Below are 20,974 nucleotides of genomic sequence, written 5' to 3' on the forward strand. Positions count from 1 at the left end.
CTCAGGTCATCTGCAGGAAGAACTCCTCGTTGAACAGCGTCAACCGGATCTGCTTGCCGGCGGTCACCTCGAGGTCCACCCGCCAGCCGGCCACGTAGGCGATGTGCGATCCGCCGCCGAGGTGCTGGGAGATCCATTCCTGCACCGGTGCGACCGCGTCGCCCCGCAAATGCCCGAAGACCGTGCTCCGGAGCTGTGCAAACGCCTTCTCGCTGGTGGTGCCGGTCGCGGCGGTCGCGACGAGGTAGGTGATGCCGCCGTCGTCCGGTCCGGAGAACTTGAGCGCGAGTCCCGGCTTACCGGCGTACTGGCCCTGGCAGGTCGGTTGGATGCCGGCGCAGGTGTATCCGTCGGCGTTCAGTGCTTTCGCCAACCCGAGCTCAGTGGTCTCGAGGTGCAGGGACGGAACCTTCAGTTGCTTGTTGCCGAACTTCTCCGCGTCGAGCCGCGTCGGCGAGCCGCGGCCGACGATCTCGTACTTTCCCCACTTTCCTTCCACGGCGCCGCCCCAGCTCTGGCGCATCGTCGTGAGCACGGCCGACCTGTCGGCCGGAAACACGACCTGCCCGATCGTCGCCGTCAACGTCTGCAGGATCGGCGCCGTCTCGCTCTTGCCCTTGATCACCAGGGTCAGCGCGTTGACCGCACCGTCCGCCTGGTACTGATACTCGACCGCGACCGTCCCGCCGCCGGCCGCGAGGAAACAGCCTGAATGACCGCCGTCAGCGGTGGTGAACCGCACGCTGCACTCGAGCCCGCGCCCCGTCAAGGCCGTCGCGAGTGTCTTCGCGGCGCCCGTCATCGTGCCGCCCGCGGTCACACCTTCGGCGAGCATGCGGCTGGAGCCGGCCGTCGCCGAGTCCGCGGGACCGGTGGCGGCCGGCGTGTCCCGGCGTACGACGAAGAAGACGACCGCACCGGCGACGAGCGCGCAGGCCAGTACGCCGGACAGGACGAAGGGCCAGACCGCCTTCCGGGCGGGGCGCCGGGTCGGTTGTGGTGCCGCGGCTGGGCTGTACGACATCGGCGTCCTTTCGCGATCGAGGGGACGGAATCTACCCCGGGCGTGTGCTGGAGCACACATCGGTGACGTGCGCTGGTGCATACCAGTGCGGCGGTGGTTCGGAATACCTTGGGGGGATGAGTCATCGCAGCGAGTCGGGGTTCGAGTTCGCGCCGGTGTACGAGCCGCTGGACGGCTTCGACCCGGCGGCCAAGCTCGGCGAGCCCGGGCAGTACCCGTACACCCGGGGCGTGTACCCGACGATGTACACCCAGCGGCCCTGGACGATGCGCCAGTACGCCGGGTTCGGTACCGCGGCCGAGTCGAACCAGCGGTACCACCAGCTGATCGACCACGGCACGATGGGCCTGTCGGTGGCGTTCGACCTGCCGACCCAGATGGGGTACGACTCCGACGCCCCGATCGCGCACGGCGAGGTCGGCAAGGTCGGGGTGGCGATCGACTCGATCGACGACATGCGGGTGCTGTTCGACAAGATCCCGCTGGACCAGGTGTCGACCTCGATGACGATCAACGCGCCGGGGTCCGTCCTGCTGCTGCTGTACCAGCTGGTGGCCGAGGAGCAGGGCGTCTCCGGGGACAAGCTCACCGGCACGATCCAGAACGACGTACTGAAGGAGTACATCGCCCGCGGCACCTACATCTACCCGCCGAAGGAGTCGCTGCGGCTGATCAGCGACATCTTCGCGTACTGCAAGGCGGAGCTGCCGCGCTGGAACACGATCTCGATCTCCGGATACCACATGGCCGAGGCCGGTGCGACGCCCGCGCAGGAGATCGCCTTCACGCTGGCGAACGGGATCGCGTACGTCCGCGCGGCGGTCGCGTCCGGGCTGGACGTCGACGAGTTCGCGCCCCGGCTGTCGTTCTTCTTCGTCGCGCGTACGACGCTCCTCGAGGAGGTCGCGAAGTTCCGGGCCGCGCGGCGGATCTGGGCGCGGGTGATGCGGGACGAGTTCGGCGCGCGCAACCCCAAGTCGCTGATGCTCCGCTTCCACACGCAGACGGCCGGCGTACAGCTGACCGCCCAGCAGCCCGAGGTCAACCTCGTCCGGGTCGCGATCCAGGGCCTCGCCGCGGTCCTCGGCGGCACGCAGTCCTTGCACACCAACTCGTACGACGAGGCGATCGCCCTCCCGACCGAGAAGGCCGCCCGCCTCGCGCTCCGCACCCAGCAGGTCCTCGCCTACGAGACCGACGTCACCGCGACCGTCGACCCCTTCGCCGGCTCGTACGTCGTCGAGTCGCTGACCGACGAGGTCGAGACCGCCACCGTCTCGTTGATGGAGCAGGTGGAGGAGTACGGCGGTGCGGTGGCCGCGATCGAGCAGGGCTTCCAGAAGCAGGAGATCGAGCGCTCGGCGTACCGGATCGCCCAGCAGATCGACGCGGGCGAACGGGTCGTCGTCGGCATGAACAAGTTCAAGATCGCCGAGGAGGAACCGTACGAACCCCTCCGCGTCGACCCCGCCATCGAAGCCCAGCAGGTCGCCCGCCTGGCGTCCCTCCGCGCCAACCGCGACCAAACAGCTGTCGACGAATCCCTGGCCGCCCTCAAGAAAGCTGCCGAAGGCAACGACAACTGCCTCTACCCGATGAAACAGGCCCTCAAGTCCCGAGCCACCGTAGGCGAAGTCTGCAACACCCTCCGCGAAGTCTGGGGCGTCTACGTCCCCGCCGACACCTTCTAAAGGCCGCCGCCGCCCGACGACGCCGGTGTCCTTTAGTCCAGGAGGGCGGTTGAGGTCAGGATTGTGGTGCCTAGGGTGATGGCTTCTTCGGAGGGGGTGAAGCCGGGGGTGTGGAGGTCGGCGGCCGACTCCTGGGTGGGTGGGCGGACGCCGAGGCGGGCCATGGCGCCGGGGACGTGTTCGAGGTACCAGGCGAAGTCTTCGCCGCCGAGGCTCTGGTCCGTCTGGGCTATGGCGCTCGTCCCGAGGGTTTGCCGTACGGCGTTCTGCAGGACGCTGATCGCGGTGGTGTCGTTCATGACGGGCGGTACGCCGTGCGTGACCTCGGTGTCGACCTCGACGCCGTACGGGCGGACGATCTGGGCGGCGAGGTCGGGGATGAGTTCGGCGGCCAGGCGCCAGGCGCTGACGTCGAGACAGCGCAGGGTGCCCTCGGCCTCGCCGCGGGACGGGATGGCGTTGGCGGCCGAGCCGGAGGTGATCCGGCCCCAGACGAGCGACATGCCGGCGCGTGGGTCGACGCGGCGGGAGAGGGCGGCGGGGAGTTCGGAGACGAGCGTCGCGAGCGCGTAGACCAGGTCGGCGGTGAGGTGCGGGCGGGAGGTGTGCCCGCCCGGTCCGGTGAGGCGGACGAGAAGCCGGTCGGCGGCGGCGGTCAGGGCACCGACGCGGAGCCCGACCTGGCCGACCTGCAGACGCGGATCGCAGTGCAGCCCGTAGATCCGCCGTACGCCGTCCAGCCCGCCCGCGGCGATCACCCCGAGGGCGCCGCCGGGCATGACCTCCTCGGCCGGCTGGAAGATCACCCGGACCCGCCGGTCGAGCTGCCCGTCGCGGGCCATCCCGGCGAGCACCAGGGTCGCACCGAGCAGTGCGGACGTGTGTACGTCGTGCCCGCAGGCGTGCGCCACCCCGTCGACGCGGGACCGCCACGGCGCCTCCACGCCGTCCGGCACCGGCAGTGCGTCGATGTCGGCCCGCAGCGCGACGCACGTGTCGCCGGCGCCGATGTCGCAGATCAGCCCGGTCCCCGTCGGCAGCACCCGCGGCGACAGCCCGGCGCCGACCAGTTGCTTCTCGAGCAGCTCGGTCGTCCGTACCTCGTGCCACCCGAGCTCGGGGTGGGCGTGCAGGTCACGGCGTACGGCGACCATGTCCTCGCGCACCGCCTCGACCCGCGCCAGGACGTCCGCGACCAGTAGCTGATGACTCATCCCGCGATTGTGTCATCCCCCTTCACCCAGCGCGCCGACCACAGAACGTGAGCGTAAGCACGGAGCGTGCACACCGTGATCTGGAAACAGCAGCCGGTGACCGCGCCGGAGAAGTTGTCGAAATGTGACGCAAACGCCGGTCACTTTCCGGTATCGAGGCCTGCTCGACGTTCAAAGAAAGACGGACCGCGCCCTATAGTCTGCGGATGGTACGTGGGGGAAGGCGTGCCGGTTAAAGGATTCTGGTCGACGAAGGAGACGTCCGGTGAAGAAGTACGTGCGGGGAACGGCGATCGTGGGCGTGCTGACGCTCGCCGTTGCCGCTTGTGGCAGCAAGCCGACCGACAACAGCTCGAGCGGCAGCGACGCCAACAAGAACTTCAAGGCCTGCATGGTCTCCGACTCCGGGGGCTTCGACGACAAGTCGTTCAACCAGACCTCCTACAAGGGTCTGCAGGACGCGGTCAAGGAGAAGGGCCTGACCGAGGTCAAGGCCGAGTCGAAGTCGGACAACGACTACACGACGAACATGACCGCGATGGTCAGTGCCAAGTGCAACGTCATCGTCGCCGTCGGCTTCAAGCTCGAGGACGCGACCGAGGCGGCCGCCAAGGCGAACCCGAACATCAAGTTCGCGATCGTCGACTCGGCGCCGAAGGCCCCGATCGCCAACCTGAAGCCGCTGCTGTTCAACACCGCGCAGACCAGCTTCCAGGCCGGCTACCTGGCCGCCGCGATGACCAAGTCCGGCAAGGTCGGCACGTTCGGCGGCCTGCAGATCCCGACCGTGACGATCTTCATGGACGGCTTCGCCCAGGGCGTGCGCTACTACAACCAGCAGAAGAGCAAGAACGTACAGGTGCTCGGCTGGGACGACCAGAAGCAGAAGGGCCTGTTCACCGGCGACTTCGAGGACAAGGCCAAGGGCCAGAACAACGCGCAGAACCTGATCACCCAGGGCGCGGACATCCTGTTCCCGGTGGCCGGCCCGTCGGGCCTCGGCGGCCTGCAGGCGGCCAAGGCCAGCGGCGGCAAGGTCAACGCGATCTGGGTCGACACCGACGGCTGCGTGAGCGCCGCGGAGTACTGCTCGACGCTGCTGACCAGCGTCGAGAAGGGCATGGACGTGGCCGTGAAGGACGCGGTCCTGTCGGTGCTGGACAACAAGTTCGACAACACCCAGTTCACCGGGACGCTGCAGAACGGCGGTACGGCGATCGCGCCGTTCCACGACTTCGACGGCAAGATCCCGGCCGACGTGAAGTCCGAGCTGGACACGATCAAGGCCGACATCATCAGCGGCAAGATCGTCATCGAGTCGAAGGTTCAGCCCAAGGCGTCCTGATCCGCCACACTTTTGCGTAGTACGGTGCGAGCCAGGTAGGCAGACCCACAAGGTCGCCTCCTGGCTCGCCGTCTGAAGGGAAGGCTGCGCATGCATCTCGAGCTCTCCGGGCTGACCAAGAGTTTCGGCTCGCTGGTCGCCAACGACCACATCGACCTGGTGATCGAGCCGGGCGAGATCCATTGCCTGCTCGGTGAGAACGGGGCCGGCAAGAGCACCCTGATGAACATGCTCTACGGGCTGTTGCAGCCCGACTCGGGCGAGATCGTGATCGACGGCGACAAGGTCCGGATCACCTCGCCCAGCGACGCGATCCGGCACGGCATCGGCATGGTGCACCAGCACTTCATGCTGGTCCCGGTGTTCACCGTCGCCGAGAACATCATGCTCGGCCGGGAGAGCACCCGGGCCGGCGGTGTCCTCGACCGCAAGAAGGCGCACACGCTCGTCACCGAGCTCTCCGACCGGTACGGCCTGGCGGTCGACCCGGACGCGCTGGTGGAGAACACCCCGGTCGGCATCCAGCAGCGGGTGGAGATCATCAAGGCGCTCAGCCACGACGCCCAGGTGCTGATCCTGGACGAGCCGACCGCGGTGCTGACGCCGGCCGAGATCGACGAGCTGATCGGCGTGATGCGGCAGCTCAGGGAGAACGGTACGTCGATCGTCTTCATCACCCACAAGCTCAAGGAGGTCAAGGCGATCGCGGACAAGATCACCGTGATCCGCCGCGGCAAGGTGGTCGGTCAGGCGGAGCCGTCGGCCTCCGAGGAGGAGCTCGCCGAGCTGATGGTCGGCCGCGCGGTCGACCTGGTGGTGGACAAGGAGCCGGCCCAGCCGAAGGACGTCGTACTGCGGGTCGAGGGGCTGACCGTCATCGACGAGCGCGGGTTCACCGCTGTCGACGACGTGGACCTGGAGGTCCGGGCGGGCGAGATCCTGGCGGTGGCCGGTGTCCAGGGCAACGGCCAGACCGAGCTGGCCGAGGCGCTGCTCGGCCTGACCCCGGTCGCGGCCGGCCGGATCTCGCTGGACGGCGCCGACCTGACCACCCGGTCCACCCGGGAGCGGCTGGAGTCCGGTATCGGATACGTGCCGGAGGACCGCTGGCAGGACGGGTTCGTGGACTCGTTCTCGGTCGCGGAGAACCTGGTGCTCGACCTGTACCGCAAGCCGCCGTACGGCAACGGCCTGTCGCTGCGGACCGCCGAGATCGAGAAGAACGCGCACGCCCGGGTCGAGGAGTTCGACATCCGCACCCAGGGCATCGACCTGCCGGTCTCGTCGCTGTCCGGCGGCAACCAGCAGAAGGTCGTGCTGGCCCGCGAGCTGTCCCGTCCGCTGCAGTTGCTGGTCGCCTCGCAGCCGACCCGCGGCGTGGACGTCGGCTCGATCGAGTTCCTGCACGGCCGGATCGTGCAGGAACGCGACCAGGGGACGGCGGTCCTGATCGTGTCCACCGAACTCGACGAGATCGCCGCGCTGGCGGACCGGATCGCGGTGATGTACCGCGGCAAGGTGGTCGGCGTCGTACCGGCCGACACGCCGCGCGACGAGCTGGGCCTGATGATGGCCGGCGCGTCGAAGCACGAGGCGCACGACGAGGCGATCGAACACCCGACCACGTTGGGAACCATCTGATGAGCACTGAAACGGAAGCCGCGCCCGCGCCCGCGCCGGCCAGGGAACCGGAGCGGTCCGGCCTGCCCTCGTGGGCGGTCCAGGGCCTGGTCTCGCTGAGCGCGATCGTGCTGGCGCTGGTGGTCGGCGCGATCCTGATCATCGTCGGCGACAAGCAGGTGCAGACCGCGATCGGGTACTTCGGTGCCGCGCCGGGCGACACCTTCTCCGCCGCGGCGAGCGCGGTCGGCGAGGCGTACAAGTCGCTGGCGGCCGGCGCGTTCGGCGGGTGGACGCCGATCAGCGAGTCGTTGACGCAGGCAACACCCTTGATCTGCGGCGGCCTCGCGGTGTCGCTGGCGTTCCGCACCGGGTTGTTCAACATCGGTGCCCAGGGCCAGCTGATCGCGGGCGCGATCCTGGCCGGGTACGTCGGTTTCGCGTGGCATCTGCCGCCCGTGCTGCACCTGATCGTGGCGCTCGTCGCCGGTCTGGTCGGCGGCGCGCTCTGGGGCGGCGTGGTCGGTCTGCTGAAGGCGAGGACCGGCGCGCACGAGGTGATCGTGACGATCATGCTGAACTACGTCGCGCTGTACCTGCTGTCCTGGCTGCTGACCACCTCGGCGTTCCGGCGCCCCGGCCGGACCGACCCGATCTCGCCGATCGTCGACGCGAACGCGCAGTTCCCGAAGTTCGGCGGGACCCGCCTGCACCTCGGGTTCGTGCTCGCGCTGCTGGCCGCGGTCTTCGTCTGGTGGCTGCTGAACCGCTCGACGATCGGCTTCGAGCTGCGGGCCGTCGGCGCGAACGCGGACGCCTCCCGGACCGCCGGTATGTCGGTCGGCAAGGCGTACGTGATCGCGATGGTCGTGGCCGGTGCCCTGGCCGGTCTGGCCGGCGTCCAGCAGGTGCTCGGCACCGACCTGCCGCTGACCGACGGGGTCGCGGCGTCGGTCGGGTTCGACGCGATCACGGTCGCGCTGCTCGGCCGCGGTACGCCGATCGGCACGGTGCTGGCCGGCCTGCTGTTCGGCGCGCTGAACGCGGGTGGCCTGCAGATGCAGCTGATCACCCAGACTCCCTTGACCCTGACCACCGTCCTGCAGGCCGTGATCGTGCTGTTCGTCGCGGCCCCGGCGCTGGTGCGCTCGGTCTTCCGCTTCCTGCCCAAGGAACGCGGAGCCGGCGCCGTCCTCGCGAAAGGCTGGAACGGATGAGCGAGACGACTCCCGACGCCGTCCCGGCGGCGCCGCCGAAGCCCGAGGTCATCGAGGCGCCGGCCGAGCGGACCCGTCGGCAGCGGGTCGGCGGCGTGATGCTGGTGTTCGCGCTGATCGGCCTCGGCCTGGCGATCTTCACCAAGAGCGGCAAGGCGACGTTCCAGTTGGTCTCCGGCGACCTGCAGCACAACCTGCTCGGGATGCCCGCGCAGCCGGTCGGCCTGATCCTCGGCATCCTCGGCGTCGCGGCGGCGGTCGCGTACGCAGTACCGTCGGTCCGGCGCCGGGTGCCGCCGCGGTACGTCGGCTGGCTGGCGGCCGTACTGGGGATCTGCTTCATCGGCGCGTTCCTGTGCTGGGCGTCCGCGGGCAAGACGTTCCCGCTGGCGAACCAGTTCCAGGGCACGCTGAACTTCGCGACCCCGCTGATCCTCGGAGCGCTCGCCGGCGTCCTGTGCGAGCGCTCCGGCGTCATCAACATCGCGATCGAGGGCCAGTTCCTGGTCGGCGCGTTCACGGCCGCGCTGGTGTCCAGCACGACGCACAGCGGCGCGCTGGCGCTGGTGGCCGCGGCCGCGAGCGGTGTGGTGATGGCCGCGCTGCTGGCGGTGTTCTCGATCAAGTACCTGGTCAACCAGGTCGTCCTCGGCGTCGTCCTGGTGGTCTTCGCGACCGGTATCACCGGGTTCCTGTTCGACCAGTTCATGCAGCCGAAGGCGGACGCGCTGAACACCCCGGCGGTGCTGTCGGCGATCAAGATCCCGGGGCTCGGCGACATCCCGTTCATCGGGCCGATCCTGTTCCGGCAGACGATCCTGGTCTACCTGATGTACCTCGCGGTGGTCGTGGTCACGCTCGTGCTGTTCCAGACCCGCTGGGGCCTGCGGATCCGGGCGGTCGGCGAGCACCCGAAGGCCGCCGACACGGTCGGCATCAAGGTCAAGCGGATCCGGTACTCCGCGGTCCTCACGGCCGGCATCCTGGCGGGTCTCGGCGGTGCGTTCTTCACGGTCGGGTACGCCGGGTCGTTCAGCAAGGAGATGACCGCGGGCAACGGGTTCATCGCCCTGGCGGCGCTGATCATGGGCCGCTGGCACCCGATCGGCGCGACGGTCGCCGCGCTGTTCTTCGGCTTCGCGACCCAGCTGCAGTCCCAGTTGCAGATCATCCAGACCCCGATCCCCGGGCAGCTCCTGCTGATGGCGCCGTACCTGGCCACCATCATCGCGGTCGCCGGCCTGGTCGGCCGGGTCAGAGCCCCGAAGGCCGACGGTGAGCCCTACGTCACCGAGTGAGATCGACTGGCCGGCGCTGCGGGCGGCGGCCGTCGAGGTGATGCGTCGCGCGTACGCGCCGTACTCCGGATTCCCCGTGGGTGCGTCGGCGTACGCCGACGACGGGCGGATCGTTGCCGGGTGCAACGTGGAGAACGCGTCGTACGGGATCACCCTGTGTGCCGAGTGCGGGCTGGTGTCCGAGCTGCACCGGACCGGCGGCGGGCGGCTGGTGGCGTTCACCTGTGTGGATCGGCACGAGCACCTGCTGACGCCGTGCGGGCGTTGCCGGCAGTTGCTGCACGAGCACGGCGGCCCGGCGCTGCTGATCGAGACCACGAGCGGGATCCGGCCGCTGCGCGAGCTGCTGCCGGAGGCGTTCGGACCTGAGTTCCTGGAGGAGTAATGAGCTTCGACGCTGTCGACGTGATCCGGACCAAGCGCGACCGGGGCGAGCTGAGCGACGGCCAGATCGACTGGGTGATCGACGCCTACACCAAGGGCGACGTCGCCGACGAGCAGATGTCCGCGCTCGCGATGGCGATCCTGCTGAACGGCATGAACCGCCGCGAGATCGCCCGCTGGACCGCGGCGATGATCGCGTCCGGCGAGCGGATGGACTTCGGCGCGCTGTCCCGGAAGACCGCAGACAAGCACTCGACCGGCGGCGTCGGCGACAAGATCACGTTGCCGCTGGCCCCGTTGGTGGCGGCCTGCGGGGTCGCCGTACCGCAGCTGTCCGGCCGCGGTCTCGGCCACACCGGCGGCACGCTGGACAAGCTGGAGTCGATCCCGGGCTGGCGCGCGGCGCTGTCGAACGACGAGCTGATGCGGCAGCTGGAGGAGGTCGGCGCGGTGATCTGCGCGGCCGGTGACGGCCTGGCCCCGGCGGACAAGAAGCTGTACGCGCTCCGCGACGTGACCGGCACCGTCGAGGCGATCCCGCTGATCGCCAGCTCGATCATGAGCAAGAAGATCGCCGAGGGCACCGGCGCGCTGGTGCTGGACGTGAAGGTCGGCTCCGGCGCGTTCATGAAGGAACTCGCCGACGCCCGCGAGCTGGCCGAGACCATGGTCGCCCTGGGCACGGACGCCGGCGTGAAGACGGTTGCCCTGCTCACGGACATGTCGGTTCCGCTCGGCCGCACCGCCGGGAACGCCCTGGAGGTGCGCGAGTCGGTCGAGGTGCTGGCCGGGGGCGGTCCCGCGGACGTCGTCGAGCTGACCGTTGCCCTCGCCAACGAGATGCTCACCGCGGCCGGTGTCACCGGCGTCGACCCGGTCGAGAAGCTCCGCGACGGTACGGCGATGGACGCCTGGCGGGCGATGATCTCGGCCCAGGGCGGCGACCCGGCGGCCGTACTCCCGGTCGCGCGCGAGCAGCACGTCGTACCGGCGCCGGCGTCCGGCGTACTGTCCAAGCTGGACGCTCTCGCCGTCGGCGTGGCCGCGTGGCGGCTCGGTGCCGGGCGGGCGCGCAAGGAGGACCCGGTCTCGGCCGTGGCCGGTGTGGAGCTGCACGCCAAGCCGGGGGACCGCATCCAGGAGGGGCAGCCGCTGTTGACGCTGCACACCGACGACGCGACGCGGATCGACCGCGCGCTGGAGTCGCTGACCGACGCGGTCGCGGTCGCGGACTCCTACGAGCCGGGTCCGCTGGTGATCGACCGGATCACGGGCTGATCAGTTCGACGGCGCGGTCAGGCGGGTGCGCTGGTCCTTGGCGAGCGTGGTGATGAGGCCGGTGTCCGGGGTGAGCGTCGTGCCCAGGGCAGCGGTCTCGCGGACGGTGAGCTCCACGACCGTCGCGCCGATCGCCAGACTGGCCTCGGCGGTGGCCACGGACAGGTCGGTGCCGCCGTCGTACTCGACGTTCGCGTCGGAGAGCGCGCCCGGGAGGGCGAACGGGTGGTCGTGGGTGTCCTGCTTCCAGAGGCCGTTCCGCAGGGCCTGGGCCTTCGCGGCGGAGCCGGTCTTGAAGAGCTGGACGGTGTAGCGCTTCTTCTTGTCGGGGCTGAGCCGGGTCGCCCGGTACCCCTCGACGAAGCCGGCGTTCAGCAACAGCGCGCGGTCCAGCGCCGGGTCGGCGGACCAGGTGTTGAGGTACGACGTCGCCGTGAAGGCGCCGGTAGGGTTGCCGGGGTCTGCGACGTACCCGCGCGGCAGCACGACCAGGTCGGCGAGGGCGCTCTTCGTGGTCTTGCCCGCGCTACCGGTGAGCGCCGAGTGCTTCGCGACCGGCTTCTCGGCAGCGCTCGCCGAACTACCTCCGTCGCTTCCGCAGGCCGTCACACCCAGCAGCAACGCGGTCACTACAACGGCAACACCTGCAGCATTCCGTGTCACGGTCCCTCTCCGTTCGGCCACTCGCCCCCGAGTGCATCCGATGATCGGCACCGATACCAACAGAAGTTGGTTAACTTCAGGCGAACAATCTTGTTTTCAGGACCGGGTCGACGCGGTGAGAAGGGTCTCGATCCGGGCCCGGGCGGCCTTCGGGTGCAGGGGTTCGCAGCCGGCGACGACGCAGCGGGCGACCACCTGGGGGTCGTCCCGGAGCAGCAACAGACCGCGACGGAGCAACGTCAGCGGGGGTTTGCGGTGCTCGCGAAGGTCGCGCTGGAAGCGCCGCGCGAACGTGACGACCTGGTGGTGGTAGACGCAGATCGCCGCCGCGAGCAGGCCGCGCTCCCGCAGGGTGCCGGTGATCTGGTCCGCGAAGATGCCCTCAGCAACGATCAGCGGAGCGTCGCCGATGCTGAGCGGACGGTGGCCGACCGTCCCGTCCGCGGCGATGTCGTAGACCGGAAGGTCCGCGGACCCCGTCGTACACAACTGCTCGAGCGCCGCGACCGCACGTTCGCCGTCCCAGGACCGCGGGTCGTCCCAGTCGACGATCCCGAGCGGCGACCGCGGCATCGCCTCGTCGTCCCCGTCCCGGTAGAAGTCGTCCAGCCGCACCACCGGCAACCCCACCTGCTCCGCCAGCCGCGACTTCCCCGCGCCGGAAGGCCCTGCCAGCAACACCACCCGTGAACGCACCGGCTCATTCTCTTCCACTTCGTGCAGTAACAGCCAATCCCCTCCCGCGATAACCAGATATGCCGAAGCTGAAGCTGGGCGCCGCGCTCTACGGGCTGGCCGCGATCGCAACCACCGTGACCGTCGTGCTCATGCTCGTCCGGCAGGGACCCTGGGCCGACGTGCACGGGTGGGTCTTCGGTGCGCTGGTGGCGGTCGTCGCCCTCTCGGCAGTGTTCCTGGCGGTCGGCGCGGTCACTCGGCGCGGGCTGATCGCTGACGACGGTCCGTGGATCTGCCGGCACGGCTGGGCCGTTCTCGTCGGCGTGACGGTCCTCGGCTTCGTGCTGACGCTGCTGACCGACGCCGACATACCGTGGCTGCCCACGAGTCCGGCGGTCTTCATCCCGCACTGGATCCGGCGCCTGCAGGAGAAGTACTGGGAAGGCCGCGTCGAAGCCGAGGTCCAGGCCGTCCGCGAACGCAACGCGGCGGTCTTCAGAGCAGAGCCTGGTGGAGAGCCTCGGTCTGGGTCTTGAACCAGGTGTTGGTGCGGTCGGTGAGTTCCGCCTCGCCGGTGGTCCAGCGTTGGCGGAACCAAGGGTGGCCGGACTCGGCGCCGCGGCGGACGTAGTCCATGCACCACACGTGGTTGTCGGCCGCCGCGTCCACCAACCGCCGGCGATCCGCCCCGGCCAGCCCGTAGGCGTCCGCGAAGCGGCGGAAGCGGCCCAGCGAGCGACCACGGCGTACGTCGTGGATGTCCGCGTCGGGTCGTAGCGGCGCCCACAGCCGTACCGCGGTCGCCACGTCCCACAGCGCCGACCCGGGCCCGGCCAGGTCGAAGTCGATGAGCGCGACCGCGACGCCGTTCCGGAACACCACGTTGTCGAGGTTCGGGTCGTTGTGGCTGATCAGCCCGGTCACATAATCGGCAGGCACCGGCTCGGCCCACTCCAGTCCGGCCGGCCGGAAGCCGGCCACCGCCTGGTGATACTCACGCAGCAGCACGGCGACGCTGTCCAGCGCCTCGTCCGTCATCGACCACGCCGGGTACGGCGCCTGCACCGTCTCGCCGGGCAGGTACGACAGCACCTCGCGGCCCTGCTCGTCGACGCCGAGCAACCGCGGCGCACCGTCGAACCCGACCCGCTCGAGGTGCTCCAGCAGCGCGTGCGTCGCCGTACTACTGGCGCGCAGCGGTCGTCGGACGGTGTCTCCGACCCGCACGACGAACCCGCGGTTCGCAGTCCCGCCGAGCAGCAATGTCTCGTCAGGCATCGCGCGCTAGTCTGTCTCGTTCAGCAGCGCCTTCGCCAGGGGTGCGTGGGTAACGATCGCGTTCACCAGCCCGCTCCGGACGGCGGCGCGGACGGCGTCCACCTTCGCGAGACCGTACGGGATCGCGATCACCTCGTCGATCGCGTCCATCTGCTCGGCGTTGATCGCGATCACCCGGTCGGTGACCCGGCTCTGCACCGCGACCCCGTCGGCGTCCACGAACACCCCGGAGATGTCGGCCACCACGCCGCGGCGCTGGAGCTGTTCGCAGGCCTTCTCGTCCATCGCGTCGTACAGCGTCGACTGCCCGGCGTCCCAGGAGCCGAGGCCGACCACCGCCTTCGACACCGAGTCGAAGTGGCTGATCGCCTCGGCGACCTCGGGCTGCTGCCGCAGCGCCCGCGCGGTCGCGGCGTCCGGTACCACGAGCGGCGCGTAGAACAGGTACGCCGGACCGCCCGAGAGCCGCGCGGTGTGCCGGACCAGCTCGACCGAGTTCGCCTCGACGTCCGGCCGGGTGAGCGCCCCGGTCAGCTGTACGACGGGCACCGGGGCGAGGCTCGTGAGCTGCTCGGTCATCGCGGTGACGGCGCGCGCCCACGCCAGCCCGAGCACGTCGTCGGGGGTGACGATCTCGGACAGCAGGTCCGCGGCGGCCTTGCCGAGCTGGGTCCGTAGCGCCGGCTCGTCCACCTCGGGGGTGTCGACGACGATCGCCCGGCGCAGCCCGAGCGCCTCCTGCAGGCGGGCGGAGAGGTCCAGGTCGATGGCACCCGGGTGGCTGATCTCGATCCGCACCAGCCCGCTGCTGCGCGCCTGGTCGAGCAACCGCGCGACCTTGAACCGGCTGAGCCGGAACTCGTCGGCGATCTCCACCTTCGACCGCCCGTCGACGTAGTACCGCCGCGCGATCGACGCCGTCAGTACCAGCTGTGCCGGCCCGAAGGTCTCCATCACAACCCTCCCCGCTCATATGAGCACCACCGGACACAAGTGTTGCACAGACTCTTGACAGGTCAAGTGCCCTCCCGGTCTACTCATGGTGTGAGCGGAGGCGTGCTCAAATGAGCGGAGGCAGATGTGCTGACTAGGCGCAAACGCAGCGGAGCGGTCGGGGTCGCGCTGCTGATGACCGCGGTCACGGGCTGTGCGGGCTGGGGCGGCGGTGCCGGCGGTGGCGGTGCGGACAGCATCAACGTGCTGATGGTGAACAACCCGCAGATGGTGGACCTGCAGAAGCTGACCGCCGACAACTTCACCAAGCAGACCGGTATCAAGGTGAACTTCACCGTGCTGCCGGAGAACGACGTCCGGGACAAGATCAGCCAGGAGTTCTCCAGCCAGGCCGGTCAGTACGACGTCGCGTCGGTGAGCAACTTCGAGATCCCGATCTACGCGAAGTCCAAGTGGATCGCGCCGTTGTCGGACTACATCGCCAAGGATCCGTCGTTCGACCAGAACGACATCCTGAAGCCGATGACCCAGTCGATGACCGGCGACGACGGCAAGATTTACGGCGAACCGTTCTACGGTGAGTCGTCGTTCCTGATGTACCGCAAGGACATCCTGGCGTCGAAGGGCATCACGATGCCGGCGAAGCCGACCTGGCAGCAGGTCGCGGACATCGCCGCCAAGGTGGACAACGCGAAGCCGGGGATGCGCGGCATCTGCCTGCGCGGCCAGCCCGGCTGGGGCCAGTTGTTCGCCCCGCTCACCACGGTCGTGAACACCTTCGGCGGGACCTGGTTCACCAAGGACTGGCAGGCGCAGGTCGACTCGCCCGAGTTCACCGAGGCGACCAAGTTCTACGTCGACCTGGTCCGCGCGCACGGCGAGGCGGGTGCGCCGCAGGCGGGCTTCACCGAGTGCCTGAACGACACCATCCAGAGCAACACGGCGATGTGGTACGACGCGACGTCGGCGGCCGGATCGCTCGAGGCGCCGAACTCGCCGGTGAAGGGCAAGATGGGCTACGCACCGGCGCCGGTGGTGAAGACCGACAGCTCCGGCTGGCTGTACGCGTGGTCCTGGGGCATCCAGGAGGCGTCGAAGAAGAAGGACAACGCCTGGAAGTTCATCTCCTGGGCGTCCGGCAAGGACTACGAGAACCTGGTCGGCCAGAAGGTTGGCTGGTCCAACGTTCCGGCCGGCAAGCGGGCGTCGACGTACGAGAACCCGGAGTACCTGAAGGAGGCGGCCGCGTTCGCGGAGCCGACCAAGAGCGCGATCGAGCACGCGGATCCGAACAACCCGGGTGTCCAGCCGCGGCCGGCGCCGGGCATCCAGTTCGTCGACATCCCGGAGTTCCCGGACCTCGGGACCCAGATCAGTCAGGACGTGAGCTCGGCGATCGCCGGTAAGACCAGCGTCGACGACGCACTGAAACACGGGCAGAAACTGGCAGACGACGTCGCCGAGCGGTATCGCTCGCGGATGGCGAAGTGAGGGCCTCATGAACGAGCGAAGCGAGTTCATCATCAAACGCAGCGTGCCTCGTGCCTCATCGGCGCCCGGAGCGAAGCGAGGACGTCGATGAGTACCGAAACCGAAGCGCGGCCGGGCCGCCGTCGTGCGGCGCGGGCCGCGGGCTCCGAGGGCACGGCGATGCGCAAGGCCGGTGACTGGGCCCGTCGTGGGCCGTTGCTGCCGGCGCTGATCTTCATGATCGTCGTCACCCAGCTGCCGTTCGTGGTCACGATCATCGTGTCGTTCATGGACTGGAACGCGTACTACCCGGACGAGCGCGGGTTCGCCGGGTTCGCGAACTTCCGCCGGGTGCTGACCGACTCCAACACCCGGAACGCGATCTTCGTGACGATCCTGCTGACCGCGGGCGTCGTCCTGATCAGCCTGGTCCTCGGGCTGCTGATCGCGTTGCTGCTGGACCGGAAGTTCCGCGGCCGGGGTGCCGTCCGGACGATGATGATCACGCCGTTCCTGGTGGTCCCGGTCGCGGCCGCGCTGCTCTGGAAGCACGCGCTCTACAACCCGACGTACGGCCTGTTCAACGGGGTACTGAAGTGGTTGTTCGGGGACAACGCTCCGCAGCCGGACTGGATCAGCAACCAGCCGTTGTGGTCGATCATCTTCGCGCTGGTCTGGCAGTGGACGCCGTTCATGATGCTGATCCTGCTGGCCGGGCTGCAGAGCCGGCCGCTGGACGTCATCGAGGCGGCCGGGATCGACGGCGCGAACCAGTGGGAGATCTTCCGCTACATGACGCTCCCGCACCTGCGGCAGTACCTGGAGCTGTCGGCGCTGCTCGGGTCGATCTACGTCGTCCAGAACTTCGACGCGGTCTTCACGATCACCTCCGGCGGCCTCGGTACGGCGAACCTCCCGTACACGATCTACCAGACTTTCTACACCGCGCACGACTACGGGCGGGCGTCCGCGGCGGGCGTGATCGTGGTCATCGGCACGATCCTGATCGCGACCTTCGCGCTGCGGTCGGTGTCCACGCTGTTCCGAGAGGAGACGGGCCGATGAGCGGCCAGGTGACGATGGTGAAGGGGCACTCGCGGCGTGGCGGCGGCTGGGCGCTGAGCGGGCTGGCGTGGATCGTGGGCATCCTGTTCGTGCTCCCGGTGCTGTGGATGCTGCTGACGTCGTTCCACTCCGAGGAGAACGCGGCGAAGAACCCGCCGGACCTCGCGGCCCCGCTGACTCTGGACGGGTACCGGTCGTTCTTCAGCACCGGTCCGTGGCCGTCGATCGCGAACTCGCTGACCGCGAGCATCCTGTCCACGGCGCTGGTCATCCTGCTCGCGTTCCCGGCGGCGTACGCGTTGTCGATCCGGCCGGTGAAGAAGTGGACCGACGTGCTGTTCTTCTTCCTGTCCACGAAGATGCTGCCGGTGGTGGCCGGGCTGCTGCCGATCTACCTGTTCGCGCAGTCGGTCGGGTTCCTGGACAACATCTGGCTGCTGATCATCCTGTACACCTCGATGAACCTGCCGATCGCGGTCTGGATGCTGCGCAGCTTCCTGTCCGAGGTGCCGGTGGAGATCCTCGAGGCGGCCTCGGTGGACGGCGCCTCGCTGACCCGGACGCTCCGGTCGGTGGTCGCGCCGGTGGTGACTCCCGGTATCGCCTCGGCCGCGCTGATCTGCTTCATCTTCAGCTGGAACGAGCTGCTGTTCGCCCGGGTGCTGACCGGCACAGTGGCGCAGACGGCTCCGGTGTTCTTGACTGGGTTCGTGACCAGTCAAGGATTGTTCCTCGCCAAAGTCTGTGCCGCGTCGCTGGTGGTGTCGCTGCCGGTGCTGATCGCCGGGTTCGCCGCGCAGGACAAACTCGTCCAGGGCCTCTCGCTGGGGGCGGTCAAGTGAAGTTGTCCACTGCCGCTCTCGATGCCCTGCGCAACGACGTCGGTGTGCCTTCCTACGACCGTACGACGGTGACGCCGGGGATCGTGCACTTCGGGGTCGGAGGGTTCCACCGCGCGCACCAGGCGATGTACCTGGACCGGCTGATGTCGGAAGGCAAGGCACTCGACTGGGGAATCGTCGGTGTCGGGGTGCTGCCGAACGACCAACGGATGGCGGAGGTGATGAGTGCCCAGGACAGCTTGTACACGTTGGTGATCAAGCATCCGGACGGCACTCTGGAGCCTCGCGTCATCGGCTCGATCGTGGGCTACCTGTTCGCACCGGACGACCCGGAGGCCGTGCTGGCCCGGATGACCGACCCGGCGACTCGGATCGTCTCGTTGACGATCACCGAGGGCGGGTACCACGTCAACCAGGTGACGGGGGAGCTGGACGCCTCGGATCCCGCCCTGGCCGCGGACCTGGAGCCGGGGGCGACGCCGCGGAGCGCGTTCGGGTTCATCGTCGAGGCGCTGCGCCGCCGGCGGGAGGCCGGCGTACCGCCGTTCACCGTGATGTCCTGCGACAACATCCCGGGCAACGGGCACGTCGCGCGAAAGATGATCTCGTCGTTCGCGCGGTTGAAAGATCCGGCCACCGCCGAGTTCCTCGAGAACGAGGTGCGGTTCCCGAACTGCATGGTGGACCGGATCACGCCGGTCACCACCGACGCGGACCGGGCGGCGCTGGCCGAGCGCTTCGGCGTGGAGGACGGCTGGCCGGTGGTGTGCGAGCCGTTCACGCAGTGGGTGCTCGAGGACTCGTTCGGCGGGGTGCGGCCGCCGTACGAGGATGTCGGCGTCCAGATCGTCGACGACGTCGAGCCGTACGAGCTGATGAAGCTGCGGCTGCTGAACGCCTCGCACCAGGCGCTGGCGTACCTCGGGTTCCTGTCCGGGTACCAGTACGCGCACGAGGTGTGTCAGGACGAGCTGTTCGTCGACTTCCTGCTCGGCTACATGGACGAGGAGGGTACGCCGACGTTGCCGCCGGTGCCCGGGGTAGACCTGGACCGGTACAAGCACCAGCTGATCGAGCGGTTCGCGAACCCCGAGGTCCGGGACACGCTGGCGCGGCTGTGCGCGGAGAGCTCGGACCGGATCCCGAAGTGGCTGCTGCCGGTGGTGCGGGAGCAGCTCGCCGCCGGCCGGGAGATCGGCCGGTCGGTGCTCGTGGTCGCGTCCTGGGCGCGGTACGCCGAGGCCGTCGACGAGCAGGGGCAGCCGATCGAGGTCGTCGACCGGCTGCGGGACAAGCTGGTCGAGCGCGCGCAGCACAACCGGGAGGATCCGCTGGTGTTCATCTCGGACCCGGACCTCTTCGGGGACCTGGCCTCCGACGAGCGGTTCACGACGCCGTACAAGGCCGCGTTGCAGTCGCTCCACGAGATCGGCGCCCGCCGTACCTTGGAAGCCCTCTAGTGTGGGGGCATGACTGAGCTGAGGCTGGTCGCCGGGGTGGACTGCTCCACCCAGGCGACCAAAGTTCTGGTGTGCGACGCCGAGACCGGGGCGGTCGTCCGCGAAGGCAGGGCGCCGCATCCGGACGCAACGCAGGTGGACCCGGAGGAGTGGTGGAAGGCGTGGCAGACAGCCTCTGACGGGCTGCTCGACGGCGTCCAGGCGATCGCGGTCGGCGGGCAGCAGCACGGCATGGTCCTGCTGGACGAAGCCGGCGAGGTCGTCCACCCGGCCGTCCTCTGGAACGACACCAGCTCGGCCGACGCCACCTCCGAGTTGATCGCCGAGCTGGGCGGCCCCGAGGCCTGGGCCGACGCGATCGGCTCCGTCCCCGTCCCGTCGTTCACCGTCACGAAGCTGCGCTGGATGAGGGACGAGGCGGCGACGAACGACGTGCGGCGGGAAGCCGTGCGGCGATCCGCTGCCGTGGTGTTGCCGCATGACTGGATGACGCACCGGCTGGCGGCTGATCGCACCTGGATCGAGGGGATCACCACCGACCGGGGCGATGTCTCCGGGACCGGGTGGTGGGCGCCGACGACCAACAGCTACCGGACCGATCTGGTCGAGCTGGCCTTCGGGCGGCAGTTGCAGCTGCCGCGGGTTGCCGGGCCGGCGGAGATCGTCGGGCAGACGTCGTTCGGCGCGGCGATCGCGGCCGGCACCGGTGACAACGCGGCCGCGGCACTCGGCCTCGACCTGCAGCCCGGCGACGTCGCGGTCTCACTCGGCACCAGCGGTACGGCGTTCGCCCGGTCGGCGCACCCGACCAAGGACGCGACCGGCCTGGTCGCCGCCTTCGCCGACGCCACCGGCGAGTACCTTCCGCTCGTCTGCACGCTGAACGCGGCCCGCGTGATGTCCGCGACCGCGCAGATGCTCGGCCTGGAGCTGTCCGCCTTCGACGAGGCCGCGATCACCTCACCCGGGAGCGACGGTCTGGTCCTGCTCCCGTTCCTGGACGGCGAGCGTACGCCGGACCTCCCGCACTCCACCGGCCTCGTCTACGGCCTGACCCGCGCCACGATGCAGCCCGCGACGATGGCCCGGGCCGCGGTGGAAGGCCTGCTCTGCGGCCTGGCCGACGCCGTCGACGCCCTCCGCGACCAGGACGTCCCGGTCCAGCGCGTCCTCCTCCTCGGCGGCGGCGCCCGCTCCCGCGCCGTACAGGCTCTGGCTCCCGCCCTCCTGGGAGCCGAGGTCGTCCTCCCCGAACCAGCGGAGTACGTCGCCCTCGGCGCGGCCCGCCAAGCCGCCTGGGCCCTCTCCGGCGCCGCGACCCCACCCACCTGGAACATCCCGGTCGGCAAGCCGGAGCCGCCCGTCACCGTCGACGCGGCAACGATCCGCGCCAACTACGCGCAGGTCCTGACCAACACCCGCCCACTCCTCTCCCAGCCGTACAACCGCTAGGACTCGGCGATCCGCCGCAGTGTGGCACGCCGACCATCCCG

General features: G+C 69.4%; 19 protein-coding genes. 13 read left to right on the forward strand and 6 right to left on the reverse strand.

The genetic code is table 11. The features are described 5' to 3' along the window. Window position 1: 1 nt before the first annotated feature. The gene (locus AB0M51_RS38525; protein ID WP_344199313.1) at window positions 2-1,024 is read right to left on the reverse strand and encodes a hypothetical protein; all 1,023 of its coding nucleotides are present in this window, start codon (window positions 1,022-1,024) and stop codon (window positions 2-4) included. Window positions 1,025-1,140: 116 nt separating this feature from the next. Here AB0M51_RS38525 and AB0M51_RS38530 point away from each other — a divergent pair, with 116 nt between their 5' ends. After that, complete coding sequence (locus AB0M51_RS38530; RefSeq protein WP_363753529.1) at window positions 1,141-2,715, forward strand: methylmalonyl-CoA mutase family protein; 1,575 nt, start codon at window positions 1,141-1,143, stop codon at window positions 2,713-2,715. A gap of 32 nt (window positions 2,716-2,747) precedes the next feature. On the opposite strand, the gene AB0M51_RS38535 is transcribed toward AB0M51_RS38530, so the two are convergent. After that, window positions 2,748-3,929, reverse strand: a complete 1,182-nt coding sequence (locus AB0M51_RS38535) for an amidohydrolase (RefSeq protein WP_344199303.1) — start codon at window positions 3,927-3,929, stop codon at window positions 2,748-2,750. 265 nt (window positions 3,930-4,194) lie between these two features. On the opposite strand from AB0M51_RS38535, the gene AB0M51_RS38540 reads away from it, so the two are divergent. The 6 genes from AB0M51_RS38540 (at window position 4,195) to AB0M51_RS38565 (ending at window position 11,071) form a co-directional block, all read left to right on the forward strand. Further along, window positions 4,195-5,274, forward strand: a complete 1,080-nt coding sequence (locus AB0M51_RS38540; protein ID WP_344199300.1) for a BMP family ABC transporter substrate-binding protein — start codon at window positions 4,195-4,197, stop codon at window positions 5,272-5,274. Window positions 5,275-5,364: 90 nt separating this feature from the next. Next, window positions 5,365-6,915: an ABC transporter ATP-binding protein gene (locus tag AB0M51_RS38545; protein ID WP_344199298.1), complete on the forward strand. Its 1,551-nt coding sequence runs from the start codon at window positions 5,365-5,367 to the stop codon at window positions 6,913-6,915. Further along, window positions 6,915-8,111, forward strand: a complete 1,197-nt coding sequence (locus AB0M51_RS38550; RefSeq protein ID WP_344199296.1) for an ABC transporter permease — start codon at window positions 6,915-6,917, stop codon at window positions 8,109-8,111. Before AB0M51_RS38545 ends, AB0M51_RS38550 begins: the two co-directional genes overlap by 1 nt. After that, window positions 8,108-9,409 carry an ABC transporter permease gene (locus tag AB0M51_RS38555; protein ID WP_344199293.1) on the forward strand — a complete coding sequence of 434 codons (1,302 nt, stop codon included), beginning with the start codon at window positions 8,108-8,110 and terminating at the stop codon, window positions 9,407-9,409. Before AB0M51_RS38550 ends, AB0M51_RS38555 begins: the two co-directional genes overlap by 4 nt. Next, a complete protein-coding gene (locus AB0M51_RS38560; protein ID WP_363753536.1) occupies window positions 9,387-9,794 on the forward strand; it encodes a cytidine deaminase in 408 nt (135 codons plus the stop codon). Before AB0M51_RS38555 ends, AB0M51_RS38560 begins: the two co-directional genes overlap by 23 nt. Continuing rightward, the gene (locus AB0M51_RS38565) at window positions 9,794-11,071 is read left to right on the forward strand and encodes a thymidine phosphorylase (RefSeq protein ID WP_363753539.1); all 1,278 of its coding nucleotides are present in this window, start codon (window positions 9,794-9,796) and stop codon (window positions 11,069-11,071) included. The genes AB0M51_RS38560 and AB0M51_RS38565 overlap by 1 nt, the downstream gene beginning before the upstream one ends. Here the strand turns inward: AB0M51_RS38565 and AB0M51_RS38570 are convergent, their stop codons facing one another. After that, entirely contained in the window at window positions 11,072-11,734 is a 663-nt protein-coding gene (locus AB0M51_RS38570) for a hypothetical protein (protein WP_363753542.1), read from the reverse strand. It abuts the gene before it with no gap. A 96-nt stretch (window positions 11,735-11,830) separates the two neighbouring features. Beyond that, entirely contained in the window at window positions 11,831-12,430 is a 600-nt protein-coding gene (locus AB0M51_RS38575; RefSeq protein ID WP_363753545.1) for an ATP-binding protein, read from the reverse strand. Window positions 12,431-12,489: 59 nt separating this feature from the next. On the opposite strand from AB0M51_RS38575, the gene AB0M51_RS38580 reads away from it, so the two are divergent. Next, window positions 12,490-12,948, forward strand: a complete 459-nt coding sequence (locus AB0M51_RS38580; protein ID WP_363753548.1) for a hypothetical protein — start codon at window positions 12,490-12,492, stop codon at window positions 12,946-12,948. On the opposite strand, the gene AB0M51_RS38585 is transcribed toward AB0M51_RS38580, so the two are convergent. Together AB0M51_RS38585 and AB0M51_RS38590 are read right to left on the reverse strand one after the other, a co-directional pair. After that, window positions 12,908-13,690, reverse strand: a complete 783-nt coding sequence (locus AB0M51_RS38585; protein ID WP_363753551.1) for a phosphotransferase — start codon at window positions 13,688-13,690, stop codon at window positions 12,908-12,910. The two genes, AB0M51_RS38580 and AB0M51_RS38585, sit on opposite strands and share 41 nt — an antisense overlap. A 6-nt stretch (window positions 13,691-13,696) precedes the next feature. Further along, window positions 13,697-14,644, reverse strand: coding sequence for a sugar-binding domain-containing protein (locus tag AB0M51_RS38590; protein ID WP_363753554.1), 948 nt, complete (start codon window positions 14,642-14,644; stop codon window positions 13,697-13,699). Window positions 14,645-14,770: 126 nt separating this feature from the next. On the opposite strand from AB0M51_RS38590, the gene AB0M51_RS38595 reads away from it, so the two are divergent. The 5 genes from AB0M51_RS38595 (at window position 14,771) to xylB (ending at window position 20,933) form a co-directional block, all read left to right on the forward strand. Further along, a complete protein-coding gene (locus AB0M51_RS38595) occupies window positions 14,771-16,135 on the forward strand; it encodes a sugar ABC transporter substrate-binding protein (RefSeq protein WP_344199272.1) in 1,365 nt (454 codons plus the stop codon). A gap of 87 nt (window positions 16,136-16,222) precedes the next feature. Continuing rightward, window positions 16,223-17,179: a sugar ABC transporter permease gene (locus AB0M51_RS38600; protein WP_363753558.1), complete on the forward strand. Its 957-nt coding sequence runs from the start codon at window positions 16,223-16,225 to the stop codon at window positions 17,177-17,179. Further along, complete coding sequence (locus AB0M51_RS38605; RefSeq protein ID WP_344199267.1) at window positions 17,176-18,021, forward strand: carbohydrate ABC transporter permease; 846 nt, start codon at window positions 17,176-17,178, stop codon at window positions 18,019-18,021. The genes AB0M51_RS38600 and AB0M51_RS38605 overlap by 4 nt, the downstream gene beginning before the upstream one ends. Further along, window positions 18,018-19,481, forward strand: a complete 1,464-nt coding sequence (locus AB0M51_RS38610) for a mannitol dehydrogenase family protein (protein ID WP_344199265.1) — start codon at window positions 18,018-18,020, stop codon at window positions 19,479-19,481. Before AB0M51_RS38605 ends, AB0M51_RS38610 begins: the two co-directional genes overlap by 4 nt. Before the next feature lie 9 nt (window positions 19,482-19,490). Continuing rightward, window positions 19,491-20,933, forward strand: a complete 1,443-nt coding sequence (gene xylB, locus AB0M51_RS38615; RefSeq protein ID WP_344199263.1) for a xylulokinase — start codon at window positions 19,491-19,493, stop codon at window positions 20,931-20,933. Window positions 20,934-20,974 lie beyond the last annotated feature (41 nt).

This window comes from Kribbella sp. NPDC051137 (genome assembly GCF_040682535.1).
Taxonomy (GTDB): Bacteria; Actinomycetota; Actinomycetes; order Propionibacteriales; family Kribbellaceae; genus Kribbella; species Kribbella karoonensis.

Coding starts and splice junctions, on each gene's coding strand:
- AB0M51_RS38580 (WP_363753548.1), top strand. CDS start 12,490: ATGCCGAAGCTGAAGCTGGGCGCCGCGCTCTACGGGCTGGCCGCGATC.
- AB0M51_RS38585 (WP_363753551.1), bottom strand. CDS start 13,690: ATGCCTGACGAGACATTGCTGCTCGGCGGGACTGCGAACCGCGGGTTC.
- AB0M51_RS38600 (WP_363753558.1), top strand. CDS start 16,223: ATGAGTACCGAAACCGAAGCGCGGCCGGGCCGCCGTCGTGCGGCGCGG.
- AB0M51_RS38530 (WP_363753529.1), top strand. CDS start 1,141: ATGAGTCATCGCAGCGAGTCGGGGTTCGAGTTCGCGCCGGTGTACGAG.
- AB0M51_RS38545 (WP_344199298.1), top strand. CDS start 5,365: ATGCATCTCGAGCTCTCCGGGCTGACCAAGAGTTTCGGCTCGCTGGTC.
- AB0M51_RS38535 (WP_344199303.1), bottom strand. CDS start 3,929: ATGAGTCATCAGCTACTGGTCGCGGACGTCCTGGCGCGGGTCGAGGCG.
- AB0M51_RS38565 (WP_363753539.1), top strand. CDS start 9,794: ATGAGCTTCGACGCTGTCGACGTGATCCGGACCAAGCGCGACCGGGGC.
- AB0M51_RS38590 (WP_363753554.1), bottom strand. CDS start 14,644: ATGGAGACCTTCGGGCCGGCACAGCTGGTACTGACGGCGTCGATCGCG.
- xylB (WP_344199263.1), top strand. CDS start 19,491: ATGACTGAGCTGAGGCTGGTCGCCGGGGTGGACTGCTCCACCCAGGCG.
- AB0M51_RS38605 (WP_344199267.1), top strand. CDS start 17,176: ATGAGCGGCCAGGTGACGATGGTGAAGGGGCACTCGCGGCGTGGCGGC.
- AB0M51_RS38555 (WP_344199293.1), top strand. CDS start 8,108: ATGAGCGAGACGACTCCCGACGCCGTCCCGGCGGCGCCGCCGAAGCCC.
- AB0M51_RS38525 (WP_344199313.1), bottom strand. CDS start 1,024: ATGTCGTACAGCCCAGCCGCGGCACCACAACCGACCCGGCGCCCCGCC.
- AB0M51_RS38550 (WP_344199296.1), top strand. CDS start 6,915: ATGAGCACTGAAACGGAAGCCGCGCCCGCGCCCGCGCCGGCCAGGGAA.